General features: G+C 70.2%; 27 protein-coding genes, 2 tRNA genes, 1 other RNA gene and 1 pseudogene. 21 read left to right on the top strand and 10 right to left on the bottom strand.

Annotated features, from left to right (window positions below):
* Positions 1-26: 26 nt before the first annotated feature.
* Both AFR_RS42150 and AFR_RS42145 read right to left on the bottom strand, forming a co-directional pair.
* Positions 27-1,697, bottom strand: a complete 1,671-nt coding sequence (locus AFR_RS42150; protein WP_023562972.1) for a DUF885 domain-containing protein — start codon at positions 1,695-1,697, stop codon at positions 27-29.
* A 9-nt stretch (positions 1,698-1,706) separates the two neighbouring features.
* Entirely contained in the window at positions 1,707-2,783 is a 1,077-nt protein-coding gene (locus tag AFR_RS42145; protein ID WP_023562971.1) for a PHP domain-containing protein, read from the bottom strand.
* Positions 2,784-2,855: 72 nt separating this feature from the next.
* Between AFR_RS42145 and mtnA the strand changes: the two genes are divergently transcribed.
* Positions 2,856-3,818, top strand: coding sequence for an S-methyl-5-thioribose-1-phosphate isomerase (gene mtnA / locus AFR_RS42140; protein ID WP_023562970.1), 963 nt, complete (start codon positions 2,856-2,858; stop codon positions 3,816-3,818).
* On the opposite strand, the gene AFR_RS42135 is transcribed toward mtnA, so the two are convergent.
* Positions 3,815-4,387, bottom strand: a complete 573-nt coding sequence (locus tag AFR_RS42135) for a DinB family protein (protein ID WP_023562969.1) — start codon at positions 4,385-4,387, stop codon at positions 3,815-3,817. The genes mtnA and AFR_RS42135 overlap by 4 nt on opposite strands.
* Positions 4,388-4,445: 58 nt before the next feature.
* On the bottom strand, positions 4,446-5,438 hold the full coding sequence (locus tag AFR_RS42130) for a prephenate dehydrogenase/arogenate dehydrogenase family protein (protein WP_023562968.1): 993 nt from the start codon (positions 5,436-5,438) through the stop codon (positions 4,446-4,448).
* Between the two features lie 104 nt (positions 5,439-5,542).
* Between AFR_RS42130 and AFR_RS42125 the strand changes: the two genes are divergently transcribed.
* Complete coding sequence (locus AFR_RS42125) at positions 5,543-6,685, top strand: NHL repeat-containing protein (protein ID WP_023562967.1); 1,143 nt, start codon at positions 5,543-5,545, stop codon at positions 6,683-6,685.
* A gap of 61 nt (positions 6,686-6,746) precedes the next feature.
* Here AFR_RS42125 and AFR_RS42120 read toward each other — a convergent pair whose 3' ends face one another.
* A complete protein-coding gene (locus tag AFR_RS42120) occupies positions 6,747-7,523 on the bottom strand; it encodes a M23 family metallopeptidase (RefSeq protein WP_023562966.1) in 777 nt (258 codons plus the stop codon).
* Between the two features lie 66 nt (positions 7,524-7,589).
* Between AFR_RS42120 and AFR_RS42115 the strand changes: the two genes are divergently transcribed.
* From AFR_RS42115 to tadA, 4 genes are all read left to right on the top strand, one after another.
* Positions 7,590-7,988 carry a hypothetical protein gene (locus AFR_RS42115; protein ID WP_052359926.1) on the top strand — a complete coding sequence of 133 codons (399 nt, stop codon included), beginning with the start codon at positions 7,590-7,592 and terminating at the stop codon, positions 7,986-7,988.
* 103 nt (positions 7,989-8,091) lie between these two features.
* Positions 8,092-8,259 (top strand): hypothetical protein, encoded by a 168-nt coding sequence (locus AFR_RS47215; protein WP_169739465.1) that lies wholly within the window; start codon positions 8,092-8,094, stop codon positions 8,257-8,259.
* A gap of 100 nt (positions 8,260-8,359) precedes the next feature.
* Entirely contained in the window at positions 8,360-8,884 is a 525-nt protein-coding gene (locus AFR_RS42110; protein WP_023562963.1) for a tRNA adenosine deaminase-associated protein, read from the top strand.
* Positions 8,884-9,333, top strand: coding sequence for a tRNA adenosine(34) deaminase TadA (gene tadA / locus AFR_RS42105; RefSeq protein ID WP_023562962.1), 450 nt, complete (start codon positions 8,884-8,886; stop codon positions 9,331-9,333). The genes AFR_RS42110 and tadA overlap by 1 nt, the downstream gene beginning before the upstream one ends.
* On the opposite strand, the gene deoD is transcribed toward tadA, so the two are convergent.
* Positions 9,326-10,033 (bottom strand): purine-nucleoside phosphorylase, encoded by a 708-nt coding sequence (gene deoD, locus AFR_RS42100; protein WP_023562961.1) that lies wholly within the window; start codon positions 10,031-10,033, stop codon positions 9,326-9,328. The two genes, tadA and deoD, sit on opposite strands and share 8 nt — an antisense overlap.
* Positions 10,034-10,141: 108 nt before the next feature.
* Here deoD and AFR_RS42095 point away from each other — a divergent pair.
* Positions 10,142-10,231 (top strand) — tRNA-Ser (locus tag AFR_RS42095).
* 117 nt (positions 10,232-10,348) lie between these two features.
* On the opposite strand, the gene AFR_RS42090 is transcribed toward AFR_RS42095, so the two are convergent.
* The gene (locus AFR_RS42090; protein WP_023562960.1) at positions 10,349-10,669 is read right to left on the bottom strand and encodes a hypothetical protein; all 321 of its coding nucleotides are present in this window, start codon (positions 10,667-10,669) and stop codon (positions 10,349-10,351) included.
* Between the two features lie 44 nt (positions 10,670-10,713).
* On the opposite strand from AFR_RS42090, the gene AFR_RS45695 reads away from it, so the two are divergent.
* On the top strand, positions 10,714-11,139 hold the full coding sequence (locus tag AFR_RS45695) for a ribosomal maturation YjgA family protein (RefSeq protein WP_084298300.1): 426 nt from the start codon (positions 10,714-10,716) through the stop codon (positions 11,137-11,139).
* Here AFR_RS45695 and AFR_RS42080 read toward each other — a convergent pair.
* A complete protein-coding gene (locus AFR_RS42080) occupies positions 11,069-11,461 on the bottom strand; it encodes a glutaredoxin domain-containing protein (protein WP_052359593.1) in 393 nt (130 codons plus the stop codon). The two genes, AFR_RS45695 and AFR_RS42080, sit on opposite strands and share 71 nt — an antisense overlap.
* Before the next feature lie 57 nt (positions 11,462-11,518).
* On the opposite strand from AFR_RS42080, the gene AFR_RS42075 reads away from it, so the two are divergent.
* From AFR_RS42075 to AFR_RS48300, 8 genes are all read left to right on the top strand, one after another.
* On the top strand, positions 11,519-12,745 hold the full coding sequence (locus AFR_RS42075; RefSeq protein ID WP_023562957.1) for an ArsB/NhaD family transporter: 1,227 nt from the start codon (positions 11,519-11,521) through the stop codon (positions 12,743-12,745).
* Entirely contained in the window at positions 12,742-13,215 is a 474-nt protein-coding gene (locus AFR_RS42070) for a universal stress protein (protein ID WP_023562956.1), read from the top strand. The genes AFR_RS42075 and AFR_RS42070 overlap by 4 nt, the downstream gene beginning before the upstream one ends.
* 228 nt (positions 13,216-13,443) lie before the next feature.
* Positions 13,444-13,653, top strand: coding sequence for a hypothetical protein (locus tag AFR_RS42065; protein ID WP_023562955.1), 210 nt, complete (start codon positions 13,444-13,446; stop codon positions 13,651-13,653).
* Between the two features lie 109 nt (positions 13,654-13,762).
* Positions 13,763-14,287, top strand: coding sequence for a DUF6886 family protein (locus AFR_RS42060; RefSeq protein ID WP_023562954.1), 525 nt, complete (start codon positions 13,763-13,765; stop codon positions 14,285-14,287).
* 96 nt (positions 14,288-14,383) lie between these two features.
* Positions 14,384-14,713: an STAS domain-containing protein gene (locus tag AFR_RS42055; protein WP_238547207.1), complete on the top strand. Its 330-nt coding sequence runs from the start codon at positions 14,384-14,386 to the stop codon at positions 14,711-14,713.
* A gap of 44 nt (positions 14,714-14,757) precedes the next feature.
* The gene (locus AFR_RS42050; protein WP_023562952.1) at positions 14,758-15,360 is read left to right on the top strand and encodes an ArsR/SmtB family transcription factor; all 603 of its coding nucleotides are present in this window, start codon (positions 14,758-14,760) and stop codon (positions 15,358-15,360) included.
* On the top strand, positions 15,357-16,559 hold the full coding sequence (locus AFR_RS42045) for an MFS transporter (protein ID WP_023562951.1): 1,203 nt from the start codon (positions 15,357-15,359) through the stop codon (positions 16,557-16,559). Before AFR_RS42050 ends, AFR_RS42045 begins: the two co-directional genes overlap by 4 nt.
* Positions 16,556-17,080 (top strand): hypothetical protein, encoded by a 525-nt coding sequence (locus tag AFR_RS48300; RefSeq protein WP_023562950.1) that lies wholly within the window; start codon positions 16,556-16,558, stop codon positions 17,078-17,080. The genes AFR_RS42045 and AFR_RS48300 overlap by 4 nt, the downstream gene beginning before the upstream one ends.
* A 7-nt stretch (positions 17,081-17,087) precedes the next feature.
* Here AFR_RS48300 and AFR_RS42035 read toward each other — a convergent pair whose 3' ends face one another.
* Positions 17,088-17,318, bottom strand: a complete 231-nt coding sequence (locus AFR_RS42035; RefSeq protein ID WP_023562949.1) for a hypothetical protein — start codon at positions 17,316-17,318, stop codon at positions 17,088-17,090.
* An 83-nt stretch (positions 17,319-17,401) separates the two neighbouring features.
* Here AFR_RS42035 and AFR_RS42030 point away from each other — a divergent pair, with 83 nt between their 5' ends.
* Positions 17,402-18,247, top strand: coding sequence for a hypothetical protein (locus AFR_RS42030; RefSeq protein WP_023562948.1), 846 nt, complete (start codon positions 17,402-17,404; stop codon positions 18,245-18,247).
* Positions 18,248-18,305: 58 nt separating this feature from the next.
* On the opposite strand, the gene AFR_RS42025 is transcribed toward AFR_RS42030, so the two are convergent.
* A tRNA-Ser gene (locus AFR_RS42025) sits at positions 18,306-18,393 on the bottom strand.
* A gap of 80 nt (positions 18,394-18,473) precedes the next feature.
* On the opposite strand from AFR_RS42025, the gene ffs reads away from it, so the two are divergent.
* From ffs to recR, 4 genes and pseudogenes are all read left to right on the top strand, one after another.
* Positions 18,474-18,569: signal recognition particle sRNA small type (ffs, locus tag AFR_RS44685), an RNA gene on the top strand.
* Between the two features lie 87 nt (positions 18,570-18,656).
* Positions 18,657-21,233: pseudogene (locus AFR_RS42020) on the top strand (DNA polymerase III subunit gamma and tau); the annotation flags it as partial.
* A 1,067-nt stretch (positions 21,234-22,300) separates the two neighbouring features.
* Positions 22,301-22,609, top strand: coding sequence for a YbaB/EbfC family nucleoid-associated protein (locus AFR_RS42015; RefSeq protein ID WP_041841576.1), 309 nt, complete (start codon positions 22,301-22,303; stop codon positions 22,607-22,609).
* Positions 22,610-22,613: 4 nt separating this feature from the next.
* Positions 22,614-23,207, top strand: a complete 594-nt coding sequence (recR, locus tag AFR_RS42010; protein ID WP_023562945.1) for a recombination mediator RecR — start codon at positions 22,614-22,616, stop codon at positions 23,205-23,207.
* The last annotated feature ends 3 nt before the right edge of the window (positions 23,208-23,210 follow it).

The raw sequence follows: 23,210 nt of genomic DNA, 5'->3' as shown, positions 1-23,210 counted from the left end.
TGTTCTGACCAGGGCGGATCGAGCGCTCAGAGGCGGTCGAGGGCCTTACGGAGCGGATCGAGACCCAGGGCTCCAAGATCGAGCGCGGTGCGGTGGAACGTCTTGAGGTCAAAATCGGCACCCTGACGGGCCCGGGCGTCGTCCCGGGCCTGCAACCAGATGCGCTCGCCGATCTTGTAGGACGGTGCCTGCCCCGGCCAGCCGAGGTACCGCTTCCACTCGAAGCGCAGCACCTCCTCGTCCATCCGGGTGTGCGCCCGCAGGAACTCCCAGCCCAGCTCGGGCGTCCAGCGCTCACCGGGGTGGAAGCCGAACGGGTTGTCGCGGGGAATCTCCAGCTCCAGGTGCATGCCGATGTCCACGATCACCCGGCTGGCCCGCAGCGCCTGACCGTCGAGCATCCCGAGCCGGTCGCCCGGGTCGGCGAGATAACCGAGGTCGTCCATCAGGCGCTCGGCGTACAGGGCCCAGCCCTCGCTGTGGCCCGAGCAGAAGCAGAGCAGCCGCTGCCAGCGGTTGAGCAGCTCGGCGCGGTAGATCGTCTGCCCGATCTGCAGGTGATGGCCGGGCACACCCTCGTGATAGACGGTGGTCACCTCACGCCAGGTGGAGAACTCCGTCTGCCCCTCGGGAACAGCCCACCACATCCGGCCCGGGCGGCTGAAGTCCTCGCTCGGTGCGGTGTAGTAGATGGCGCCGTCGCTGGTCGGCGAGAGGCAGCACTCGATGGCGCGGACGGGGTCCGGGATGTCGAAGTGGGTGCCGTTGAGCTCGGACACCGCCTTGTCGGCCAGCGCCTGCATCCAGTCGCGAAATGCCTCTTTACCCGGGATGCGCCGGGCGGGGTCGGCGTCGAGCACCGCCACCGCCTGGTCGACGCTCGCGCCCGGGCCGGCGATCTCCGCGGCGACGATGCGCATCTCCCGCTCGAGCCGGGCCAGCTCCTCGAAACCCCACGCGTACGTCTCGGCCTGGTCGACGCGGGCACCGAGGAAGTACTGCGAGGCGCGGGAGTACAGCTCCTCACCCGCGGCCTGCTTCTCGCGGCCGAGCGGGGCCAGCTCCGTACGCAGGAAGTCACCGAAGCCCGCGGTCGCGGCGGTCGCGGCAGCGGCATTGCGCTGCAGCTCCGTCGCGAGGGCTCCGTCGGCGGTGAGCCCGTCGGCGAGGCGGTGGAAGAAGTTGTCACGGTTCGGATCGGTCCAGGCCGCGCACTGCTCGGCGACCTCGACCATCTGCACGCTCGCGCTGACGTTGCCCTTGGCGGCCTGGTCGAGCAGCGTCCGCCGGTATTGGTCGAGAGCGTGCGGGAAGGCCGCGAGGCGGGCCGAGATGTTGGCGACCGCCTGCTCGCCCTGCGTCGGCATGAGGTCGAAGACCATGCGCAGCTCGTGCACCGGGCTGGAGATCACGTTGAGACCGCTGGCCACGTCACCGGCGTCGAGCCGGGCGAGCTCGAGGCCGAGGCGTTCCATCATCGCGTCCTTGGCGACGTTCTCGCGCTCGGTCTCCGGCTCGACCGGATCCAGCTCCGCCAGGGTGCGCCGGGTCAGCTCGGCGTGCGCCTCGAAACCCTCCGGCGACAGGTCGTCGAGTTTGTCGTCGTGGTCGGGCACCCCGATGAAGGTGGCGCCGGCCGGATTGAGCGGCGTCCACTCGTCGACGTACCGGTTCGCGAGGTCATCAATCTGTCCCACGGGCCGACACTACTGCTCCTGATTCCCCGGCGCGTGCCCAGCGGTCCACTCCAGCAGGCGGTCGGCCGGCCAGGCATTCACCACCCGATCCACCGGTACGCCGCAGAGCGCCGCCCGCTCGCACCCGAAGCGCTGCCAGTCGAGCTGGCCCGGGGCGTGCGCGTCGGTGTCGATGCTGAAGAGGCAGCCGGCCTCGACGGCCACGGTGAGCATCCGTTTCGGCGGGTCGAGACGGTCCGGCCGAGAGTTGATCTCCACTGCCTTGCCGTGCTCGGCACACGCGGCCAGCACCTTCTTCACGTCGAAGTCGCTCGGCGGCCGGGTGCGGCCGGCGCGGTGTCCCTTGTCGCCGGCGCCGCTCGCGGAGACCTTCCGCCCGGTGAGGTGCCCGAGGATGTCGAGGTGCGGGTTGGCGATCGCGGCCAGCATCCGCCGGGTCATCTTGGCCGAGTCGTCGCGCAGGTTGCTGTGCACCGAGCCGACCACCACGTCCAGCCGGGCCAGCAGCTCGTCCTCCTGGTCGAGCGAGCCGTCCGCGAGGATGTCGACCTCGATGCCGGTGAGGATGCGGAAGCCCTCGGGCAGGGCGTCGTTCACTTTGGCCACATGGTCGAGTTGCTTGCGCAGGCGTGCGGCAGTCAGGCCGTTGGCGACCGTCAGCCGGGGTGAGTGGTCGGTGAGCACCAGATATTCGTGGCCCAGCTCGACGGCGGCGAGGGCCATCTCCTCGATCGGCGAACCACCGTCCGACCAGTCCGAATGCGCGTGGCAGTCACCGCGCAGGGCCTCGCGCAGAGCGGCCGCCGCACCCTGGAGGTCGGTGCCTTCCGTGGACTCGACGCGACGCAGGTAGGCCGGCTCCTCGCCGTTCAGCGACTCGGTCACGCAGCGCGCGGTGACGTCGCCGACACCCTGGAGCTTGGCCAGGGTGCCCGCCTCCACACGCTCCCGCAACTCCGCCGCGGGCAGGGCGGCGACGGTCGCGGCCGCGGACCGGAACGCCTTCACGCGGTACGTCGCCTCGTTTGCGCGTTCCAGCAGGAAGGCGATGCGCCGCAGGTCAGCGACCGGATCACGGGATGCCATGCCGTCAGACTAGATCGATTCCGGCACCGCGGGGAACGAGGTTGCCGGGCCGTGCCGGATTAAGGTCGGCGCATGCGGACGATCGACTGGGCTGACGGTGCCATCGAGATCATCGACCAGACGGCGTTGCCGGGTGAGCTGAGGATTCTGAAGCTCACCGAGGTGGCCGACCTGGTCGCGGCGATCCGGTCCCTGGCTGTCCGGGGTGCACCCGCGCTCGGTGTGGCCGGCGCGTTCGGTGTGGCGCTGGCCGCCCGGCAGTTCACCGGCGACGAGCGAGGGCTGGCCGACGCGGTGCACGCCGTGGAACACGCCCGTCCCACGGCCGTGAACCTCGCCCGCGGAGCTCGCCGGGTCGCGGCCCTGATCCCGGCCGGTCCGGAGGCGGTGCTGGCCGAGGCGTGCGCCGTGCGCGACGAGGAGATCGCGGCCTCGGCCGCGATGGCCATCCTCGGCGCCGACCTGATGGTCGAGCTGTGCGGCGAACGCCCCCGGCTGCTGACCCACTGCAACACCGGCGGGCTTGCGGCCGTGACCGGGGGTACGGCGCTCGGCGTGGTCACCGAGCTGCACCGCCGGGGCGCGCTCGCGGGTGTGATCGCCAGTGAGACCCGGCCGCTGCTGCAGGGTGCGCGGCTGACCGCCTGGGAGCTCGGCGAGGCGGGGATCGACTTCCGCGTGGCGGTCGACTCGGCCGGGCCGTTCCTGCTGGCCCGGGGTGAGGCCGACGCCGTGATCCTGGGCGCCGACCGGATCTGCGCGAACGGCGACGTGATCAACAAGATCGGCAGTTACGCCCACGCCCTCGGCGCGCGCCGGGCCGGACTGCCGTTTGTCGTGGTCGCCCCCGAGTCGACAGTGGACCTGGAGACACCGGACGGCGACGCGGTCGAGATCGAGGACCGGGGCGCGGCCGAGATCACCGGCTATTCGCACGCGGTGAACCCGGCCTTCGACGTGACACCGCACGACCTGGTCACCGCGATCGTGACGGACCAGCGGGTGATCCGCCTCGACCGCGGCGAGAAGCTCTAGACGGCGGGCTTCCAGGGCTTCATCCACGGCGACTCGGGCCAGCCCTCGGCCGCGGCCATCAGCGGGTACGCCGTACCGCCGTCGACGGCCTCGCGGATGATGTCGGCGTGCCCGGCGTGCCGGGCCGTCTCCTGGATCAGGTGCAGCAGTACCCAGCGCACCGACCAGTTGTCCAGGTCCTTCGGGTTCCACGGCATCGAGTGGTCGACCGGCACGTCCTGGCCGAGGTCGGCGATCTCCGCGATGGTCTTCTCCGTCCGGGCGGCCACCCGGTCGTAGTCGGCGAAGACGTCGTCGATCGTCTCGCCGTCCTCGAGCACGAAGTTCTTGGCGTAGGCGTTGTAGTCCACCTCGCGGGGCTCGCGGCGGACCGTGTCGATCCAGCCCTCCTCGGTCGACGAGCAGTGCTTGATCAGTCCGCCGACCGTGAGCTCGCTGGCCGTCGGCGCCGCGCGGAGCTGCTCCGGACTGAGCCCGTACGCCGTGAGCCTGAGCACGTACCGCATCTGGGTGAGGTACGCGAGCAGACCGTCCCGCTCGTTGGCGATGGCACCGACCTGACCAGGCATGACCTGTCTCCTGTCCCTGTTTGCTGAAGCTGTACGCCCAGCCTAGGGAAGATTGCGGTCAGTTCCCGGCCGTAATTCCGCTGATGCTGTCCCCATCGACCGCCGTGACCCAGCCGCCAGCCCGGCCCAGCGCCAGCAGCGCCCCAGCGTCCACCGGCAGCTCGACCGGTGAGCCGGGTACGGGCGGCCAGGCCTGCCGCAGCTCGGTGGCGGGCCGGAGCCGTTCGGTGAGCGTGGTGATCGCCTCCGCCCCGTGCAGGTCCTTGTCGTAGCGCTCCAGATCGCCGATGACCCCGGCCAGCACCTCGCGCACGGCATCGGCGTTGCCGCCGCACATCGCCGCGATCAACTCGGGCCGGGTGCCCGCCACGCGGGTGCCGTCGCGGAACGAGCCGGCCCCGAGCGTGGCCGCCAGCGGGTTGCCCTCCAGCAGGGCGGCCAGCGCGGCCGCGAGCAGGTGCGGCACGTGGCTGATCTGGGCCACCGCACGGTCGTGCTCGGCGGCGGTGACCGGCACGATGCGAACCCCGAGCGGCAGGAACAGTGCGGCCAGGCTGAGCCAGTCGGCCACGTCGGTGGTCCCGGGTTCCAGGCACAGGACCCACGCGCAGCCGTCGAAGAGGGACGGGTCGGAGGCGCGGAAACTCGACGACTCCTTGCCCGCCATCGGGTGCCCGCCGACAAACCGGTGGCCCTTCAGCAGGTCGCGGACCGGGCCCTTGACCGAGGTGACGTCGGTGATCAGTCCTGGGTGGCCCTCCAGCTCCGCCAGCACGTCCGGAAGGGCCGGCAACGGCACGGCCAGCACCACCACCTCGGCACCCGCGGCGGCCTCGGCCACGGAGTCGGCCACGTGCCAGGCGCCCTTGACCGCGATGGTCCGCGTCTCCGGATCGGCCACCCGCGGTGCATCCGCGGCCTTGGCCAGCGCCCGCGCCGCCTCACGCGTCTCCGCCTCGAGGTCGTACCCGGTGACGGTGTGCCCATGAGCGGCCAGCGCCCGGAGCAGGGAGCCGCCGATGAGACCGAGACCGATGACTGCGACCTTCACGCCGGAGACTCTTGCACACCCGACCGGGATCAGCCGTACGGACGTGTCGCTTTTGGTCCGTTTCGCCACTAGGTCGTCATGATCACGGCGTTTACGTTGATCACATGACGTACGGGGGCAAATTCGGCACGGTCATCGGGATCGTGGCCACGATGGTTGCGGTCCTCGCGACCCCGGCACAGGCGGCGCCCTCCGAGACGCCGGACGCGGTGCCGGGATTCAACGGAACGGTGCTGACGGTCGCCTACTCCGGCACGACGGTCTACATCGGCGGCGACTTCACCTCCGCGATCGTCAAGGGCAAACTCGTGAAGCGAACCCGCCTCGCCGCCGTCAACGCCGTGACCGGTGAACTGCTGCCCTGGGCGCCCACCGCGGACGGCCGGGTCAAGGCGCTGGCGGTCAGCGGCTCGTCCGTCTACATCGGCGGCGACTTCGGCAGCGTCAGCGGGCAGAAACGCGACAGCCTGGCCCGGCTCGACGCCCGCAGCGGCGCGCTGTCCAGCACCTTCAAGCACACGATCGACGGCCGCCCCTACGCCCTGACCGCGGGCAATGGCCGGCTCTACCTGGGTGGATCGATCACCAGGGTCAACGGCTCCACGCGTACGCGGCTGGCCGCATTTGACCTGGCCACCGGCATGCTGGACAGCAAGTGGAAGCCCACGGCCGACGATCAGGTCGAAGCAGTGACCTTCGGCGGCGGACGGGTCTACGCCGGCGGAAAGTTCCACAAGGTCAACGGCACCAGCGGTTACGACCGTCTGGTGGCGCTCGACCCCACCGCCGCGAAGATCGTCACGGGCTTCAAGCCCAGACCGCCGGTCATCACCTTCGCCATCGCGGTCACCAGCGGCGGCGTCTACACCGCGAGCGGCGGCCAGGGCGGCACGGCCAACGCCTACAGCCTCGCCGGGGTCAAACGCTGGTCGTCGGCCTTCGACGGGGACGCGCAGGCGATCGGCGTGCTGGGAGACACCGTTTACGTCGGAGGGCACTTCGACGAGGCCTGCCGCACGGCCCGGACGGGCGCGCAGGGCAGTTGCCTCGACGGCGCCGACGACCGCGTGAAACTCGCGGCGCTGGCAGTCAACGACGGCCACCTGCGCGACTGGACCGCCGACGGCAACGGTGTCGAAGGTGTGCTCGCGCTGGCGGTCAGCACCAGCCTCGGCGCGATCGCCGCCGGTGGCGCTTTCACCACGATCGACGGGCAGGCACAGAAGCGGTTCGCGCAGTTCAGCTGAGACTTTCCTCGCACCGCGGGGCCGCATTCCTTTGGGCGGGGGATGCGGCCCCGTCCCGTCGTCAGGCCTTGCAGTTGTGGGCCTTTTTCCAGGACGCGACCTTGGCGGCCGGGCTCTTGTTGCCGTTCTTGCGCCACGAGGTCAGGTAGGTGGCCGGCCAGACCACGCCGCGGCGGACCTTCCAGTCGCCGGTCTTGGCGCACGGCGGGGAGATGCCGTAGTGCAGGTGGCAGACGTTGTTGGCATTGCCGGTGCGGCCGACCTTGCCGACCTGCTGGCCCGCCTTGACCCGGACACCCGCCTTGATCCCGGACTGGATCTTGCTCAGGTGCGAGCCGTAGTAACGCACACCGTCGTCGCCGAGGATCGAGACAGAGAGGCCGCCGTTCTTCGGGCCGTCCGGCGCACCCTTGACGTACTCGTCCTTGCGGCTCACCTCGAGCACCACGCCGCTGGTCGTCGCGACCGCGGGCTTACCGCAGTCGGCGAAGATGTCGGTCGCCGGATATTTCGAGTGCGTCGGGTGGAACGCCACGTTCGACGCCTTCACCGGGAACACGTACTTCACGCTCACCGGGGCGGACTTGGGCTTCTGGGCCGGCGTCGACTTCTTCGGTGTCGCCGACGCGGTCACCGTGCCCGCCGGAGCCTTCTCCGGGGAGGTGGTGCTGGGCACCGGCTCGGCCGCCGTCTGCGACGGCACCACGAACTCCGGTGTCGCAGCCGCGGTCGGCGAGTCGCCGGGCGTGCCGCAAGCGGCGAGGGAGAACGCCGCGACGGTCAGGACCGAGAGGGTACGCAGGGAAAGCACCGAGCCATCCTGGCAGAAGTCATCCATCGGCGCTGACCCGCCGAGGCTGGATAGGCTGAGGTGGCTCGGGTCGCGTACCGGATGGAGAGCGAGATGGCGGAACAGCACGGGTCCTGGCCCGGCACGGCGCAACCGCCCGCCGGCTGGCTGCCGGGGCGGTCGCAACTGCCCGCTGGTCTGCCACCGGGGCCGCCGCCGCGGCCGGTCTACCGCGAGCCGAACCCGATCACCGTCGCCCCGCTGCTCTCGGGCCTGGGCGCGACCCTGGTGTGGTTCGCCCTCTTCGGGGCCATCGGCCGGGACCTCCTCACCTATGCCTGGTGGACGGTCGCCGCCGCGATCTCCGCCTGGATCGTGGCGACAGTGCTCGCGGTGCTCGGCGACCGCGGTGTGGCCACCGGCGTCGCCCTCGCGAGTGGCATCGGACTGTCGATCGCGACCGGGTTTGTGGCTGTGCGGTGGATCACGACAAGCGACTGGCCGCTGTGGTGAATGTCCAGCTCTGAGCCGTGTTGTCATCGACGAAGTGTGCCCCTGTGGTGGCGGAGAGCACTTGGCCTTGACGAACGCCGAACGGCAAAGCACGCTCGGATTCATGGCCCACGTACCGCAGCGGCTCGACCCCGATCGTCGCCGTCGCCGACTTGAGCTCCTGGCCGCCCTGGCCGATGCGAAGTCCGCCCGCGAGCACAGCCAGCCCCAGCGTCTGCGCGGCGCCCGGCTCCGCGAGCTCATCGCGAACCGCCGCCGCCTGGAGAACTGAGTTCTTGCGGCTTTGACCTCCTTCGGGGCGTGGCGCTGCACTTGCGCCGCGTCAACGGATACCGTCAGGCGCTGAGAACAGAAGTTCCGTGGGGGGATTCGTGTCGACTTTCGCTGCCGCCGTCGCCCGGGGCAAGAACGGCTGGACGGCGTCCGAGCTGGAGCTCACCGGCGCCGCCGATCTCGACGAGGTGGTGGACCGCCTCCGCGACGCCGAGCCGGACGCCGACCTGTCGCTGCTCTTCGTCGAGGCCGACGACCAGTACCTGGTCATCCTGCGCCTCGACGAGGGTGAGGATCTGCGGGTGTTCGGTTCCGACTCGGCGTTCGCCGACGAGTCACGGTTCGGCGCGCTGCTGCTCGCCGACATCGAGACACCGGCACTCGAGATCGACGACCTGGCCGCGCCCCGGCCGGCCGCGGACGACGACGAGGACGACCGGCCCGCCGCCGACCCCGACGCCGACCCGATCGGTGACGTCGAGATCCTGACCGACCTCGGCGTGAGCTCGCACCGCCTGCTCACCCTGTGCGGTCTCGAGGGCATGCTCCCGGCCGACGTGACCGCGGAGATCTGCCAGAAACTCGGCTGCGGCGACGAGCTGGAAGAGCTGCGCGAGATCTGATGCTCCGCCCCCTGCACGAGCAGTGGATGCGGCGGGCCCTGTCCGTCGCGTCCGCCTCGCCGGAGGACGTGCCGGTCGGTGCGGTCGTCTACGCCGCGGACGGCACCGAGCTCGCCGCCGCGGGCAACGAACGTGAACTCACCGGCGACCCGACCGCCCACGCCGAAGTCATCGCCCTGCGCCGCGCCGCCGCCCGCACCGGCAGCTGGCGCCTCGACGGCTGCACCCTCGTGGTGACCCTGGAGCCGTGCACGATGTGCGCCGGCGCCCTGGTGCTCGCCCGGGTGTCCCGGCTCGTCTTCGGCGCCTGGGAGCCCAAGACGGGTGCCGTGGGCTCCCTCTGGGACGTGGTCCGGGACCGCCGCCTGAACCACCGCCCCGAGGTCTACGCGGGCATCCTGGAGACCGAATGCGCCGCGCTGTTGCGGGACTTCTTCCGCCCTAGCTGATCGCCGTGTCCAGGCCGATCTGCACCATGTCCGAGAAACCCTGCTCCCGCTGGGCGGAATCCATCTTGTCGCCCCGCTTGATGTGGTCGCTGACGGTCAGGATCGTCAGCGCCTTGGCCCGGAACCGCGCCGCGATCGTGTAGATGGCCGCGGACTCCATCTCGACCGCGAGCACGCCGTAATCGGCGAGCGTGTCGAAGAGATCCGGCCGGTCCGTGTAGAACGCGTCAGCGGCCAGCACCGACCCCACCCGCATCGCAACACCCCGCCGCTCCGCGACATCCACCGCGGTCCGCAGCAGCGAGAAGTCAGCAACGGGCGCGTAGTCGATGAGCCCGTCGAACCGCGCCCGGTTCATGTTCGAATCCGTCGCCGACCCGATCGCCGCAATGACATCCCCGAGCTGAAGCTCCTCGGCGATCGCCCCGCACGACCCGATCCGGATCACGGACTTCACGCCGTACTCGTTGATCAGCTCATGCGTGTAGATCGACGCCGACGGCATCCCCATGCCCGACCCCTGCACCGAGACGCGCACACCCTGCCAGGTGCCGGTGAACCCCAGCATCCCCCGGACCTGCGTGTAACAGACCGGATCGGTCAGGAACGTCTCGGCGATCCACTTCGCCCGCATGGGATCCCCAGGAAGCAGAACCCGCTCGGCGATGTCGCCCGGCTGCGCGCCGATGTGCACACTCATGCCCAGGATCCTGCCATTCGGACCGCACCCAGGCCCCACGACCTCCACCTTTGCCCGGTACGCCGACCCGCCCGCAAGCCCCGCCAGGCGTCCGGTAATCTACTTCGCGGTGGTGTGTCCGAGCGGCCTAAGGAGCACGCCTCGAAAGCGTGTGAGGGTGCAAGCCCTCCAAGGGTTCAAATCCCTTCACCACCGCCAGCACGAAACAGAACGCCCGATCAGCCCGCGAGGGCCGGCCGGGCGTTCTGTCGTCGAGGCCTGAGAAAGGCGAGAAGGGTCATCCTGGTCCGATCCCGCCGCACGAGCTGGCCGGCATCAGGTGCGACGGCCCCGCAGGACGTCGGTGACGATGGTGCGGAGCAGGGGCAGGCTGTCGTTGATCTGGTGACCGCCTCGGGCGTGGGCCTCGGTGGCGTTGATGCGGGACACCCTCGCGAAGAGTGGCAGCGCGGACAGCAGAGCGATGCAGAAGACGATGATCAGCGTGGCTGCGAGCACGCCGAGGAGCTGGACCTGCACGTCGAGGGACATCAGCGCGAGAGTCGCCGACGCGAGCAGGAACGCGCCGATCGTGATGCGCAGGGATCGGATCTTGGCGGGGTAGTGGTCCCAGCCGCGGAGGTCCTCCGGTGACATATCGATGATGGTATTGGTGGCGGCGGATCCTTAACATCGGCGGCATGGTGAGGGCGCGGGCCGCAGCGCTCGGGTTTGTTGTTCTGATTCTTGCGGTGGCGCTGGGGATCCGGGCTGTCAGTGACGGGTGGGTGGAGCAGCGGTCCGGGACCGTGCTCTACGCCTCGATGATCTACGCCGGGGCTTTTGTGATCTGGCCGCGGCTCAAGCCGGTGGCCGCCGGTGCCGTGGCTGTCGGGTTTTGCTGGGCGGTGGAGTTCTTTCAGCTCACCGGCGTTCCCGCAGCCCTGTCCGAGCGCAGCCTGGCCGCGCGGCTGGTGCTCGGTATGCAGTTCGACTGGGCCGACATCGCCTGGTACCCGGTCGGCGTCGTGCCTCTCGTCCTGCTGCATCTGTGGGTCAGGCGGCGGCGAGCTCGCGGCGGAGCCAGAGCGGATCCGGGTTCACGTGCGGCACTCCCGCGAGGATGACTGTCGGGACCGTCTCGTTGCCGTTCGCGACTGCCCGGACGGCCGCTGCGGCGTCCGGGTCGCTCCAGATGTCGATCCAGTGGGCTTTGCGGCCGGTGCGGCCGAGGGTGGCTCGCAGGCGCATGCAGAAGGGGCAGCCCGGGCGCCAGTAGATGATCGCGGGGGCGTCGGCGGGGGCCGGGGTCGAGCGGGGGAAGACCAGTGGTGACGCGAGTGCGGCCAGGGCCACGAAGATCACAAAAGTGGGTAGTGAGCGGCTGACGATTGCGGCTGCCGCGCCGGCGAGGAGGAAGGCGCCGGCGAGGGTCCATCGACGAAGCATGATGGCGACGCTACGCGACTCTGCGGGGGGCTTCGACAGGCCGTAGGGTGCGGTTTCGTGTCTACCGCCGTCTCGTTGCTGCTGCTCGTCGCGGTGCTGGGCTTTGCCGTTGTGCGGCCCCGTGGTTTGCCCGAGGCGGTCGGTGCTGTGCCCGCCGCGTTGATCGCCGTGGTGGCCGGGCTCGTGCCGTGGCGGGATGCGCTGCACGAGCTGGCGAGTCTGGGACCCACGGTCGGGTTTCTCGCGGCGGTGCTGCTGCTCGCGTACCTGGCGGACGAGGCCGGGGTCTTCCGGTTTGCCGGGTCGGTCGCCGCGCGGTGGAGCCGGGGGTCGCCGCGGCGGCTGCTCGGGCTGGTGTTTGTCATCGCGTCCGCGGTCACCGCCGCCCTGAGCCTCGACGCGACGGTGGTGCTGCTGACACCGGTGGTGTTCGCGACGGCGTCCGCGCTGGCCGTGCGGCCCAAACCGCACGTCTACGCCTGCAACCACCTGGCGAACTCCGCGTCGCTGCTGCTGCCGGTGTCCAACCTGACGAACCTGCTGGCGATGTCCGCCGCCGGGCTCTCGTTCCTCAGTTTTGCCGGGCTGATGGCGCTGCCGTGGCTGGCCGTCATCGGGGTCGAGTACCTGATCCTGCGGCGGTTCTTCGCCGACGACCTCGGGACGCCGCCGCACCGGCCGGACGTCGAGGCCGTCCGGGCGCCGCGTTACGCCCTGACCGTTCTGGGGCTCACGCTTGCCGGCTTCGCCGCCGCGTCGCCGATCGGGGTACATCCGGCGTGGGTCGCGCTGGCCGGTGCGCTCGCTCTGGCCGTACGGCTCAGAATCGGCGTGCCCACCCTCGTACGGAAAGCAAATCCGGGGTTCTGTGTTTTTGTCTTTGCACTCGGGATCGTGGTGCTCGGGGTGAGCCGTGGCGGCTTCGGGACCCTGGTCGACCGGGTGGCGCCGCAGCACGCCGATCTGCTCGGGCTGCTGGCGATGGCCGGGCTCGCGGCCGTGCTGGCGAATGTCCTCAACAACCTGCCGGCGACGCTGATGCTGCTGCCGTTCGCCGCGCACTCGCCGGGTCTGGTGCTCGCCGTGCTGCTCGGGGCCAACATCGGGCCGAACCTCACCTACGTCGGTTCGCTGGCGACGCTGCTGTGGCGGCAGATCCTCCACAAGAGTGGTCACCCGCCCGTGACAGGTGAATTTCTCCGGCTGGGTGCACTCACCGTGCCGGCCTGTCTGGTGGTCGGGGTGGCGTCACTGTGGGTGAGTCTGCGAGTGTCGGGTCTGTGAAGGTTCTGGTGTGGGTCGAGGAGGGCACATGGCCGGCGTGTGTCGATGCCGCGCGTGACCTCAGTGACGACATCACCCTGCTGCACGTCGTCGACGAGGCAACGGTGGCCGCGATGAGTGGCCCGGTAGGTCTGCTGGGGCGTTCGGGTGGGGGCGGCGACCCGGAGTTTCTGCTGGCCGAGGCCGAGCGGACCTTGATCGACGAGGCCGTCGCCCGGCTCGGCCGGGAGGTGCCCCGCGAGGTACGCCGAGGGCGCCCGGAGCGCGAGGTCGTGGCCGCGTGCGCGGATGTGGATCTCCTGGTGCTGGCCCGGAACGGCGACCGCAGCCGGCTCGGCCCGCGCAGTCTGGCCCACCACACCCGCTTTGTCGTCGATCACGCACCGTGCCAGGTTTTGCTGGTCTGGCCGGAGGCGACACCGGGTCTCGGGACGATCCCGCCGCCCCCGCACCATGATCGAACTCGCTGATCAGGTGACGCATACGTGTCGGCACCGTTTCGTCCCTGGCGGAGCAGCGTTGTTACCTGCAAAGATTACTCAAAGTGACAGTAAACACGCCGCCCTAATATGTCGCGTCTTTGCAAGGCGTAGCGCAGAAATCCACCGGATCGGACAACCCGTCCTAACCTGGCGGCGAGAAAGTTTCACAAGACGGCCTCGCGCAGAGGTGTCTATGTCTGCCCTAAGGTTGGTCAGGTGAGAGTTGAGCATCACTGGTGGAATGGTGACATCCGGCTCGCGCGCCGGGATGTCTACGTCCGCACCGACGGAGAAGTCTGGGAGGTCGAAGCTCAGATGGGCGGGCCTCAGGGCAAATCCAAGGTGCAGCAGTGTCCGGGAAAGGCGTCCGCGCTGATCCTGGCCGACGCGTGGCGCGGTCCACGCTGGCAGTGGCGCAAGCTGTAGAAGCGCCAGGAGCCGGGGCTGCGCCGCACGCTTGAACATCTCGGCCAGCCACATATTTCGATCGGGCCGGACCCCACGGGGTCCGGCCCGATCTGCTATCAATCCCCTCATGCGTCCTGCCGCCGGTCAGGTCCTGCACTTCTCCGAGGACCCCAGCATCACGACCTTCGCGCCACACGTCGCGGCCACGGCGCAGCAGCCCGAGGCGTACGTGTGGGGGCTCGACGCGGTGCAGGCGCCCGCGTACTGGTTTCCGCGTGACTGCCCGCGGGTGCTGGCCTGGCCCGGTCCCGAGACCTCGGCCGAGGACAGCCGCCGGCTGGGTGACGAGCGCGTGCATGCGATCGAGTACGCCTGGCTGCCCGCACTGCAGTCGGTGCGCCTGTGGGCGTACAGGTTCGACGCCGGGGCGTTCGAGCCGTTCGGTACGCCGTACCCGCATGCGATGGTGGCGACGACGACGGTGACTCCGCTCGGGCCGGCCGAACCTGTCGGTGACCTGCTGGCCCTGCACGAGGCAGCCGGTATCCAGCTGCGCCTGGTCGCGAATCTGTGGGCGTTCATGGACGAGGTTGCCGGGAGCTCGTTGCGGTTCAGTGGGATACGGCTGCGGAACGCCGCTGCGCGAAAGTGAAAGATCGGACGAACTGTCCGCCATCGTCTTTTCGGTTAGTTCTAGCCTGTGAATCCACCTAACCGGGACGAAAGTGATGCTGGAATGCAGGCCACTGTGACTGACACCCGCTCTGATGTCGCCGTGCTGCGCCTGAGTGGTGAGCTCGACGCCGACACCTCCGCCAAACTGCACGACCTGCTCGCGGAGCTGCTGGAACGCCCGGTCCCCAAGATCGTCGTGGACCTCAGTGATCTGAAGTTCTGCGACTCCGTGGGTCTCAGTGCCTTCATCACCGCCAAACAGGTCATCACCGCGCGGGGTGGGTGGCTGAGCTTCGCGGGTGCCAATCAGTTCCTGGTCGGTCTGCTGGAGACAGTGGGTCTGAGCAGGTACTTCGCCATCTTCCCCGAGGTCGACGACGCGATCGCCGCCGGTCAGATGTAGCTCGCGGGGTTGCTTCAAAAAATGTGAGAGATTACTTTCGAGAGATGTCTCTCACGAATCCGTTCGGCGATCTGCAGGTCACCGACCCCCAGGCGATGCGGGCGCTCGCCCACCCCGTGCGCCTGGCGATCCTGTCGTTCCTGCAGCGCAACGGGCCTGCGACGGCGACCGTTCTGTCGCCGCACGTCGGCGCGACGCCGTCGGTGACGAGCTGGCACCTGCGGCACCTGGCCGGCTTCGGCCTGGTCACCGACGCCGACCCGGACGAGGTGCCCGGCGACCGCCGGCAGCGGTGGTGGAAGGCGAAAGCGCGCGGTTTCTCGGTGTCCGCCGGCGAGGATCCGGAGTCGACGGCCGCAGCCCGGGTTCTCGGCAATCAGCTCGCCGCGGTGGCCCAGCAGCAGGTCAGCGACTGGGTGACCGACGTGGCGCCCGGGCTGCCGGGCGAGTGGGCCAGGGCGTCCGGCATCTCCAACACGAGCGTCCCGCTGACGAGCGAGGAACTGACCCGCCTCAGCGCACAGATCGACGAGCTGATCGCGCCGTACGTCCACCGCGCCGAGGCGGACGCACCCGCCGGTGCTCGAGTGGTCCGCATCCTGCGCCACTACCTGCCCTCGGCCTCGGACCTCGGGGACAACTCGTGACCCGCTTCGGGAAACTCTGGGCCGGACAGACGATCTCGCAGTTCGGGGACCGCATCAGCGAACTTGCCCTCCCGATCATCGCCGTCCTCAGCCTCGCCGCCACGCCCGCCCAGGTCGGCCTGCTCACGGCCGCCGTCTGGCTGCCGAACCTGCTCTCGCTGCTCGTCGGCTCCTGGGTCGACCGGCAGGCCCACCGCCGGCGCCTGCTCGTCGCCGCCGACGTGCTCCGCGCAGCCGTCCTGCTCAGCCTCCCGATCGCGCACTGGCTCGACGTCATCACCCTCGCCCAGCTCTTCATCGTGGCGCTGCTCTCGGGCGCCGGGCAGGTGCTGTTCTCGGCCGCGTACCCGTCGTTCTTCGTGGCCCTGGTCGACCGCAGCGGATACGTCGACGCCAACAGCAAACTCAGCATGAGCAGATCGGCCTCGCACGTCGCCGGACCGGCCGTCGGCGGCTTCCTCATCCAGGTCCTGACCGCGCCCGTCGCCATGCTCGTCGACGCCGTGTCGTTCCTCTTCTCGGCCCTGCTGATCAGCCGCATCCCGGTCTCACCGGTACGCGTCGAGCCGCGCCGATCGCTGCTCGTGGACGCCCGCGACGGCCTGACCTACGTCCTGACCCACAGCTACCTGCGCGCCGGACTGGCCTGCGTGACGACGGTCAACTTCTTCGGCTTCGTCGCGCAGGCGCTGGTCGTCCTCTTCGCCACCCGTACGCTCGGCCTGCCTGTCGGTGTCCTCGGCCTCGCGATGGGCCTGGGCGCGCTCGGTGGCCTGGCGGGTGCGGCCCTGGCGCCACGGCTGTCCCGCCGCTTCGGCCTGGGCCGGATGCTGCTGCTCGGCGCCGTCCTCTTCCCGGCCCCGACCGCGGCGATCGCCCTCGCCGGAGGTCCCGTCTGGACTGCGGCAACGGTGCTCGGCCTGGCGGAAGCCGTGGCCGGATTCGGCGTGATGCTGCTCGACATCAACCTGAACTCGATCCAGGCCGCGGTCATGGCCGACGACATGCGCAGCCGCGTCGCTGGAGTGTTCGGCACGATCAACTACGGCGTACGGCCGCTGGGTGCGGTGGTCGGCGGGCTGCTGGGTGGCACGATCGGACTGCGACCGACACTGATCGTCGCGGCGGCCGGAGGGATGCTCGGGGCGCTCTGGCTGATTCCTTCGCCGCTTCCCCGCGTACAGGAGGTGGAAGTGTGATCGGGACCGCCGAAGACGTGGCCTGGATCGCCGGACGGACCACGCAGGGATTTTCGGTCACCACCGCAATCCCGCCGGTGTTCGAGGCCTACGCGACGCTCTACCCGCCGGACGGTGTCAGCCTCATCGCCCACGAGCGGGCCGTCGTCGCCACACTGGTGCAGCAGACACCGGAGCAGCCGTGGTGGCTCGGATACCTCGACACGGGCGCCCACGACGTCGTTTTTCCCTCAGCCCCGCGCGTGAAGCTGTACTGGGACTGGTCCTATGTGCTCGTCCAGGCCGGCCCCGAGCAGGCGCTGACCTGGCGAACCGGTCACATGCGCGGCGAAGGCACCCTGCCCGACCTGTTCTTCCCCGCCGACCGGTCCTGGCTCGTCTCCGCGCTCTGGGACGACGCCTGGACCGACCTCGGCGGCCCCGCCGACCTGATCGCCGCCCTGCAGCGTGATCCGGCGGCCGGTGCCCGCCCGGTCGGTCCCGGCGACGATGCTCTCCCGCCGGGACTCACCCGGGAGTGAGTGCGGCCTACTCGGCCTCGTCCTCCTGGTGGGTGGGCGAGGCCGTCAGGAGCTCCAGCTCCCAGCGCGGCTCCTCGGCCACCAGATAGGACGTCACGCGTACGCCCAGACCCAGCTGGTCCGCCGCCCGCAGGTGCTCGACCAGCTCGTCGATGCTCGCGAGGTAGTGGGTCGCGATGAGCTCGGGAGCAGGCTCGACCGCGGTCTCGTCATCGAACTTGATTTCGGTATCGGTCACGGCCCACAGCGTAGAGCAGGCACTTTCCCCGAGCCGCTACAGTCTGGCCCGCCCAGACAACAGAATCACGGGGAGCTATGTCCATGGAGAACAGCGGAGCGCAGTGGCCGGACCCGGCCCAGCCGATCGGGCCACCCGCCACGCCACCACCCTGGCAGGCGCCGCCCGTCCCACCCCCGGCGCCGAAGTCACACACCAAACTCATCGCCGTGATCGCCACCGTCGGTCTGCTCGCCGTCGCGTGCGCCGGATCCGTGGCGTTCGGAGCGATCAAGGCGCTGCGTGACACCCCCGCGACGCCTACGGCTCCCGCGGCTCCTCGCGCCCTTTCGGAGGCCGGTCCGTCCGCTTCGAGCGTCCCCACCAGCGCCGCTCCGGCGCGCCCGGTCGGCGTGACCGGCAAGGTCCCGGCCGGCTCCAAGGCCAGTTCCCTCAAGGTACGCAAGTCCGAAGACCTCGAACGCGTCTGCGACCGCTGGTACTACCCGAAGTCGCCGAAGTACACGACCGCCGTGGCACCCCACCCGATCGTCGTCAGCGTCCGCGACCGCAAGGACCTCGACTTCCGTACGACAAAGTCCTACCTGGGCATTCCCTACGACGCCCCGGAAGCGATCAAGGCGGCCTGGGAGGGCAAGAACCCCGCCAAGGTCCAGCTGGTGGCCTGCGTCGACCTGGTGACCATCGGCTCGAAGGTCAAGAGCTGCAAGATCGACAAGCCGAAGAAGTCGTCCATCCCCATGAAGGAAGGCACCTACCGCCTGTCCCTCTACGAGGCGGCGACCCGGCGCAAGATCTTCGAGACCAAGCTGGTCGGCGAGGACGAGACCTGCCCGATCTTCATCATCATCGGCAACGACCGCTCGGTCTACAGCGGCCTCGAGGACCGCCAACTGGTCGACGCCCTGCAGCGGTACGTCGAGCAGTAGACCACCCGCCGACGAACGAAGGCCGGACCCGCAGGGGTCCGGCCTTCATTGTTGTTGCTGGCGGAGGATACGAGATTCGAACTCGTGAGGGGTTTCCCCCAACACGCTTTCCAAGCGTGCGCCCTAGGCCACTAGGCGAATCCTCCGTGCGCCAGGATACAGACCCGTCCCGGCGGCGTTCTGCGGGAGGGCCGCGCGGCGCGTCGGCGGCGCCAGGTAGTCTATCCGCAGCCCCTCGTGCGGCGTCATCTTGTGAACCTCCCCAGGGCCGGAAGGCAGCAAGGATAAGCGAGCTCTGACGGGTGCACGGGGGGTCCTTACTTTCCCCCGCACCCACCAACGCGGGACGCGGTTTGTTCTTGTCACACCCTCGACGGAGAATGGCGCGGTCGTCCAGGAGGTGGCAGGAGTGGCACTAGCCCTCTACCGCAAGTACCGGCCGCGGACCTTCGCCGAGGTCATCGGGCAGGAGCACGTCACCGAGCCGCTGTCGCAGGCGCTGCGCAGTGGCCGGCTCCACCATGCCTATCTCTTCTCCGGGCCCCGCGGCTGTGGCAAGACATCCAGCGCACGGATCCTCGCCCGCTCGCTCAACTGTGAGCAGGGTCCCACGCCCGAGCCCTGCGGGGTCTGCGCGTCGTGCAAATCACTCGCCAACGACGGCGCCGGGTCGATCGACGTCATCGAGATCGACGCGGCCAGCCACGGCGGTGTCGACGACGCCCGTGACCTGCGCGAAAAGGCGTTCTTCGCCCCCGCCAGCAGCCGCTACAAGATCTACGTCATCGACGAGGCGCACATGGTCTCGTCGGCCGGCTTCAACGCGCTGCTCAAACTCGTCGAAGAGCCCCCGGACTACGTCAAGTTCATCTTCGCGACCACCGAGCCCGAGAAGGTCCTCGGGACGATCCGGTCGCGGACGCATCACTACCCGTTCCGGCTGATCCCGCCGGCGGTGCTCCGGCCGTACCTGCAGCAGCTCACCGAGGCCGAGGGCATCCACGTCGACCCGGCGGTGTTCCCGCTGGTCGTGAAGGCCGGTGCGGGCAGCGCCCGCGACACGCTCTCCGTGCTCGACCAGCTCATCTCCGGCGCCGGCCCCGAAGGCGTCAGCTACCCGCGGGCCGTGACGCTGCTCGGTGTCACGGATGTCGCGCTGATCGATGACATGTGCGACGCCCTGGCGGCGGGCGACGGCGCTGCGGCCTACCAGACGATCGACCGCGTGGCCGAGGCCGGCCACGACCCCCGGCGCTTCGCCTCCGACCTGCTCGAACGCTTCCGCGACCTGATCATCCTCCAGCAGATCCCGGACGCCGTGACCAAGGGCCTGATCGACGGCCCGGCCGACCAGCTGGAGCAGATGGGCGCCCAGGCAACCCGCCTCGGGCCGGCCACGCTCTCCCGCTGCGCCGACATCGTGCACAACGGCCTGGTCGAAATGCGTGGCACGACAGCGCCGCGGCTGCTCCTCGAGCTGATCACGGCGCGGATGCTGCTGCCGGGTGCTGACGATTCGAGCAACGCGCTGCTGCAGCGGCTGGAGCGGATGGAGCGGCGGCTCACGCTGAGTCCTGGCGAGGAGCTTCCGCCTGCGGAATCCGGGCCGCAGGCTGCTCCGATTTCGGCTGCACCTGCTGGTGGCGGCGGGATTTCAGCTGCGTCTGCTGGTGGCGGCGGGATTTCGGCTGCTCGCGCGGCGGCTGCGGCTGCGGCTGCTGGGCGACGTGCCCCGGCGGGCGGATCGGCTGCGCAATCCGGTCTTACCGCGCAATCCGGCTCAGGAGATGCGGCCGCGGCACCCTCCGCGCCTGCGGAGGCGGTCACGGGCTCGGGCTCGGGCTCGGGACAGCCTGAAGCGGCGGGCGTGGCATCTCCCGGCTCCGTCACGGCGGAGACCACAGCCGCGCGGCCGGTGTCCGGCGGCGGGGCAGGTGGCCTTGCGTCCGCGGCCGGTCCGGTTTCAGCCGTGCCTGATCCGTCGGCCGGCTCGGCCGGGTCGGTTTCGGCACTGCCCGGTGCTGGTGAAGCTTCGGTTCAGTCGGCCGCTCCGGTTTCGGCGATGCCCGGCTCTGCTTCTCCGGTCTCGTCCGCGCCCTTTGCTCCGGCCTCAGCTCCACCAGCTGCCCCGGAGTCCTATCCGGGAGCTGCCGGCGCGGTTTCCGCTCCGCCTGAGAACGGTGTTCGCCGGGCCGAGCCCGCAGGTGTCATGCCGGATGCGCCCTTCGAGCCAGGCCTGGAAACCGCCGTGCCGGGGCAGCTCACCGCCGCCTCCATCCGCGAGGTCTGGCCGGAAATCATGGTCGCGGTCGGTCGCAAGAGCAAAAAGATCGCTGCCCTCGCCCAGGGCGCAACTGTTCGCGACCTCGAAGGTCAGACGGTCGTCCTGACGTTCCGCTTCCCGGCGCACGCCAAGATGGTCGCCGCGGAGCCCGCGCTGCTGTCCGACGCGCTCTACGAGGCGCTCGGCGGCCGCTGGCAGATCCGCTGCGACGTGGCCGGTGACAGCGGGCCTTCCCCGGGTTCCACGTCCCGGGCTGGTACGGCGTCTCGCGCCCCTCAGCCGAGTCCGGCATCGGGCCCGGCGGCCTCGGCCTCCGGCATTCCGCAGCCCAGCGCCCCGGCTTCGGCACCGGGCGGAACAGCTTCGGCTTCGGCACCCGGTGGGACCGCTCCGGCTTCGGCGCCTGGCGGAACAGCTCCGGCTTCGGCCGCTGGCGGGACCGCGCCGGCTTCGGCGCCTGGCGGGACCGCTCAGGCATCAGCGCCCGGCGGAACAGCTCCGGCTTCGGCGCCTGGTGGGGCCGCTTCGGCTTCGGCCGCTGGCGGGACCGCTCAGGCATCGGCACCCGGCGGGACCGCTCCAGCGTCAGCGCCCGGGACCAGGCCGGCGTCGGGCGTGCCTTCGGCGCCGGTTTCGGGCTACCCCGATGAGGGCCTGACCGGCTCCCCGGAGGCTGGAGCATCGGGTTCGGCGTTGGGCGCTCCCTACGGCGGGGCGGCCGATCCGGCGTCCAGCGCTGCCCACGGCATGCCTGCATCCCCGGCAAGTGGATCTTCCGGCCCTTCAGCGGGCGCTGGTGGATCTTTCGGGGCGGGTGCCGGGTCCGGGCGGGGCGGGGCTTCAAGTCCGGCGCAGCGTGCTCCTCAGGGCGGCGCCTTAAGTCCCGCGCAGCGTGACTCTCAAGATCGACAGGGAGCCCGCTCGTCGGGTGGGCGGCAGAGCGCGACCGCGCCCAGCGCATCCGCTGCCGGCGACGACGGTGACGGGTGGCCTGAGCCGGCACGGCCGGGAGGCCTGGCCACAGCGGTAGTCACCCCGCCCGTCGTCGAGGAGGAAGAGGCGTGGCCCGAGACGGCCAGGCCGGGTGGCGTCGCACCCCGCGACAGCGACCCGAGTGTCGGCCAGAGCAGCCCGGTCACCACTCCCGACCTCACCGGCCCGGCCGGAGGCCGCGGTTTCGGCGGTCCGGCAACACCGGCCCCCGCCTCAGCTCAGCAGGCCCCGACCGCACCGGCGCCGACCACCCCTGCCCCGACCGCGCCGGCCCGGACCGCACCGGCCCCGACTCCGCCGGCCGCGCCGCCGGCGGCACCGGCGACCGCGCCTCCGGCTGCCGGCGGACGTCGGACGTCCAGCGGTCTGGCCGCAGCCCGTGCAGCAGCAGCCGGCGCAGGTCGCGGCACGAACGCCGCTGCACCTGCCAAGACCGGCGCCTGGTCGGACGGCTCGCCGACCGAGGAAGCGCCTTACGACCCGGAGTACGACGGTCCGGTCCGGCCGGGGAACGGCAGTGCGCCGGCGGCCAAGGGCGGGCAGAAGTTCGACGGTTTCGACCCCGGTGACGAGCCGCTCGACGACGTGATCGACGAGAAGACCGCGCGGCAGAGCAGCGAACAGCAGGCCGTGCAGCTTCTCCGGGACGCGCTCGGTGCGGAGAAGATCAGCGAGTCCTGACCCGGTTCCGTGCGGCTCGTGTGACGCGCGGGACAATAGACGCGACTATCCCCTTCTTAAGGAGCTTTGCGATGCGCCCCGGTGGACAGCCGAACATGCAGCAGATCATGAAGCAGGCGCAGAAGATGCAGCAGCAGGTCGCGCAGGCGCAGGCCGAGCTGGCTGAGGCCGAGGTCACGGGTACGGCCGGCGGTGGGCTGGTCACCGTGGTCGTGACGGGGCTGGGCGAGTTCAAGTCCGTCAAGATCGACCCGAAGGCGGTCGACCCGGAGGACGTGGAGACGCTGGAGGACCTGGTGCTCGCGGCGATCCACAACGGTTCCGAGGCGGTGCGTGAGCTGACCGAGCAGAAGATGGGTCCGGCCACCGGCGGTCTCGGCGGCCTCTCCCTCCCGGGGTTCTGAGCCTGTGTACGAGGGCGCCATCCAGGACCTCATCGACGAGCTGGGCCGGCTTCCGGGAGTCGGCCCGAAGAGTGCCCAGCGGATCGCTTTCCACGTCCTGTCCGCCGATCCCGCCGACGTGACCCGGCTGGCCAACTCCTTGCGCCGTGTGAAGGAGCTGGTCCGCTTCTGCACGACCTGTTTCAACGTCGCCGAGTCGGAGCAGTGCCGCGTCTGCCGTGACACGCGTCGCAGCAACGAGGTCATCTGTGTCGTGGAGGAGCCCAAGGACGTCGTGGCGATCGAGCGGACGGGCGAGTTCCGCGGTCGCTATCACGTCCTGGGTGGCGCCATCAATCCGCTCGAGGGTGTCGGCCCCGACAATCTGCGGATCCGCGAGCTGTTGATCAGGCTCGGTGCGGGTGAGGTGAAGGAGCTGATCCTGGCCACCGACCCGAACACCGAGGGCGAGGCCACCGCCACCTACCTGGCGATCATGGTCAAGCCGATGGGTATCGCCGTCACGCGGCTCGCGAGCGGGCTGCCGGTCGGCGGCGATCTGGAGTACGCCGACGAGATCACACTCGGTCGTGCGTTCGAGGGACGTCGCGCCGTGTAATGA

The sequence above is a fragment of the Amorphoplanes friuliensis DSM 7358 genome (genome assembly GCF_000494755.1).
Taxonomy (GTDB): Bacteria; Actinomycetota; Actinomycetes; order Mycobacteriales; family Micromonosporaceae; genus Actinoplanes; species Actinoplanes friuliensis.
The sequence above is the reverse complement of the archived record's forward strand: the minus strand, read 5'-3'. Positions and strand labels throughout refer to the sequence as shown.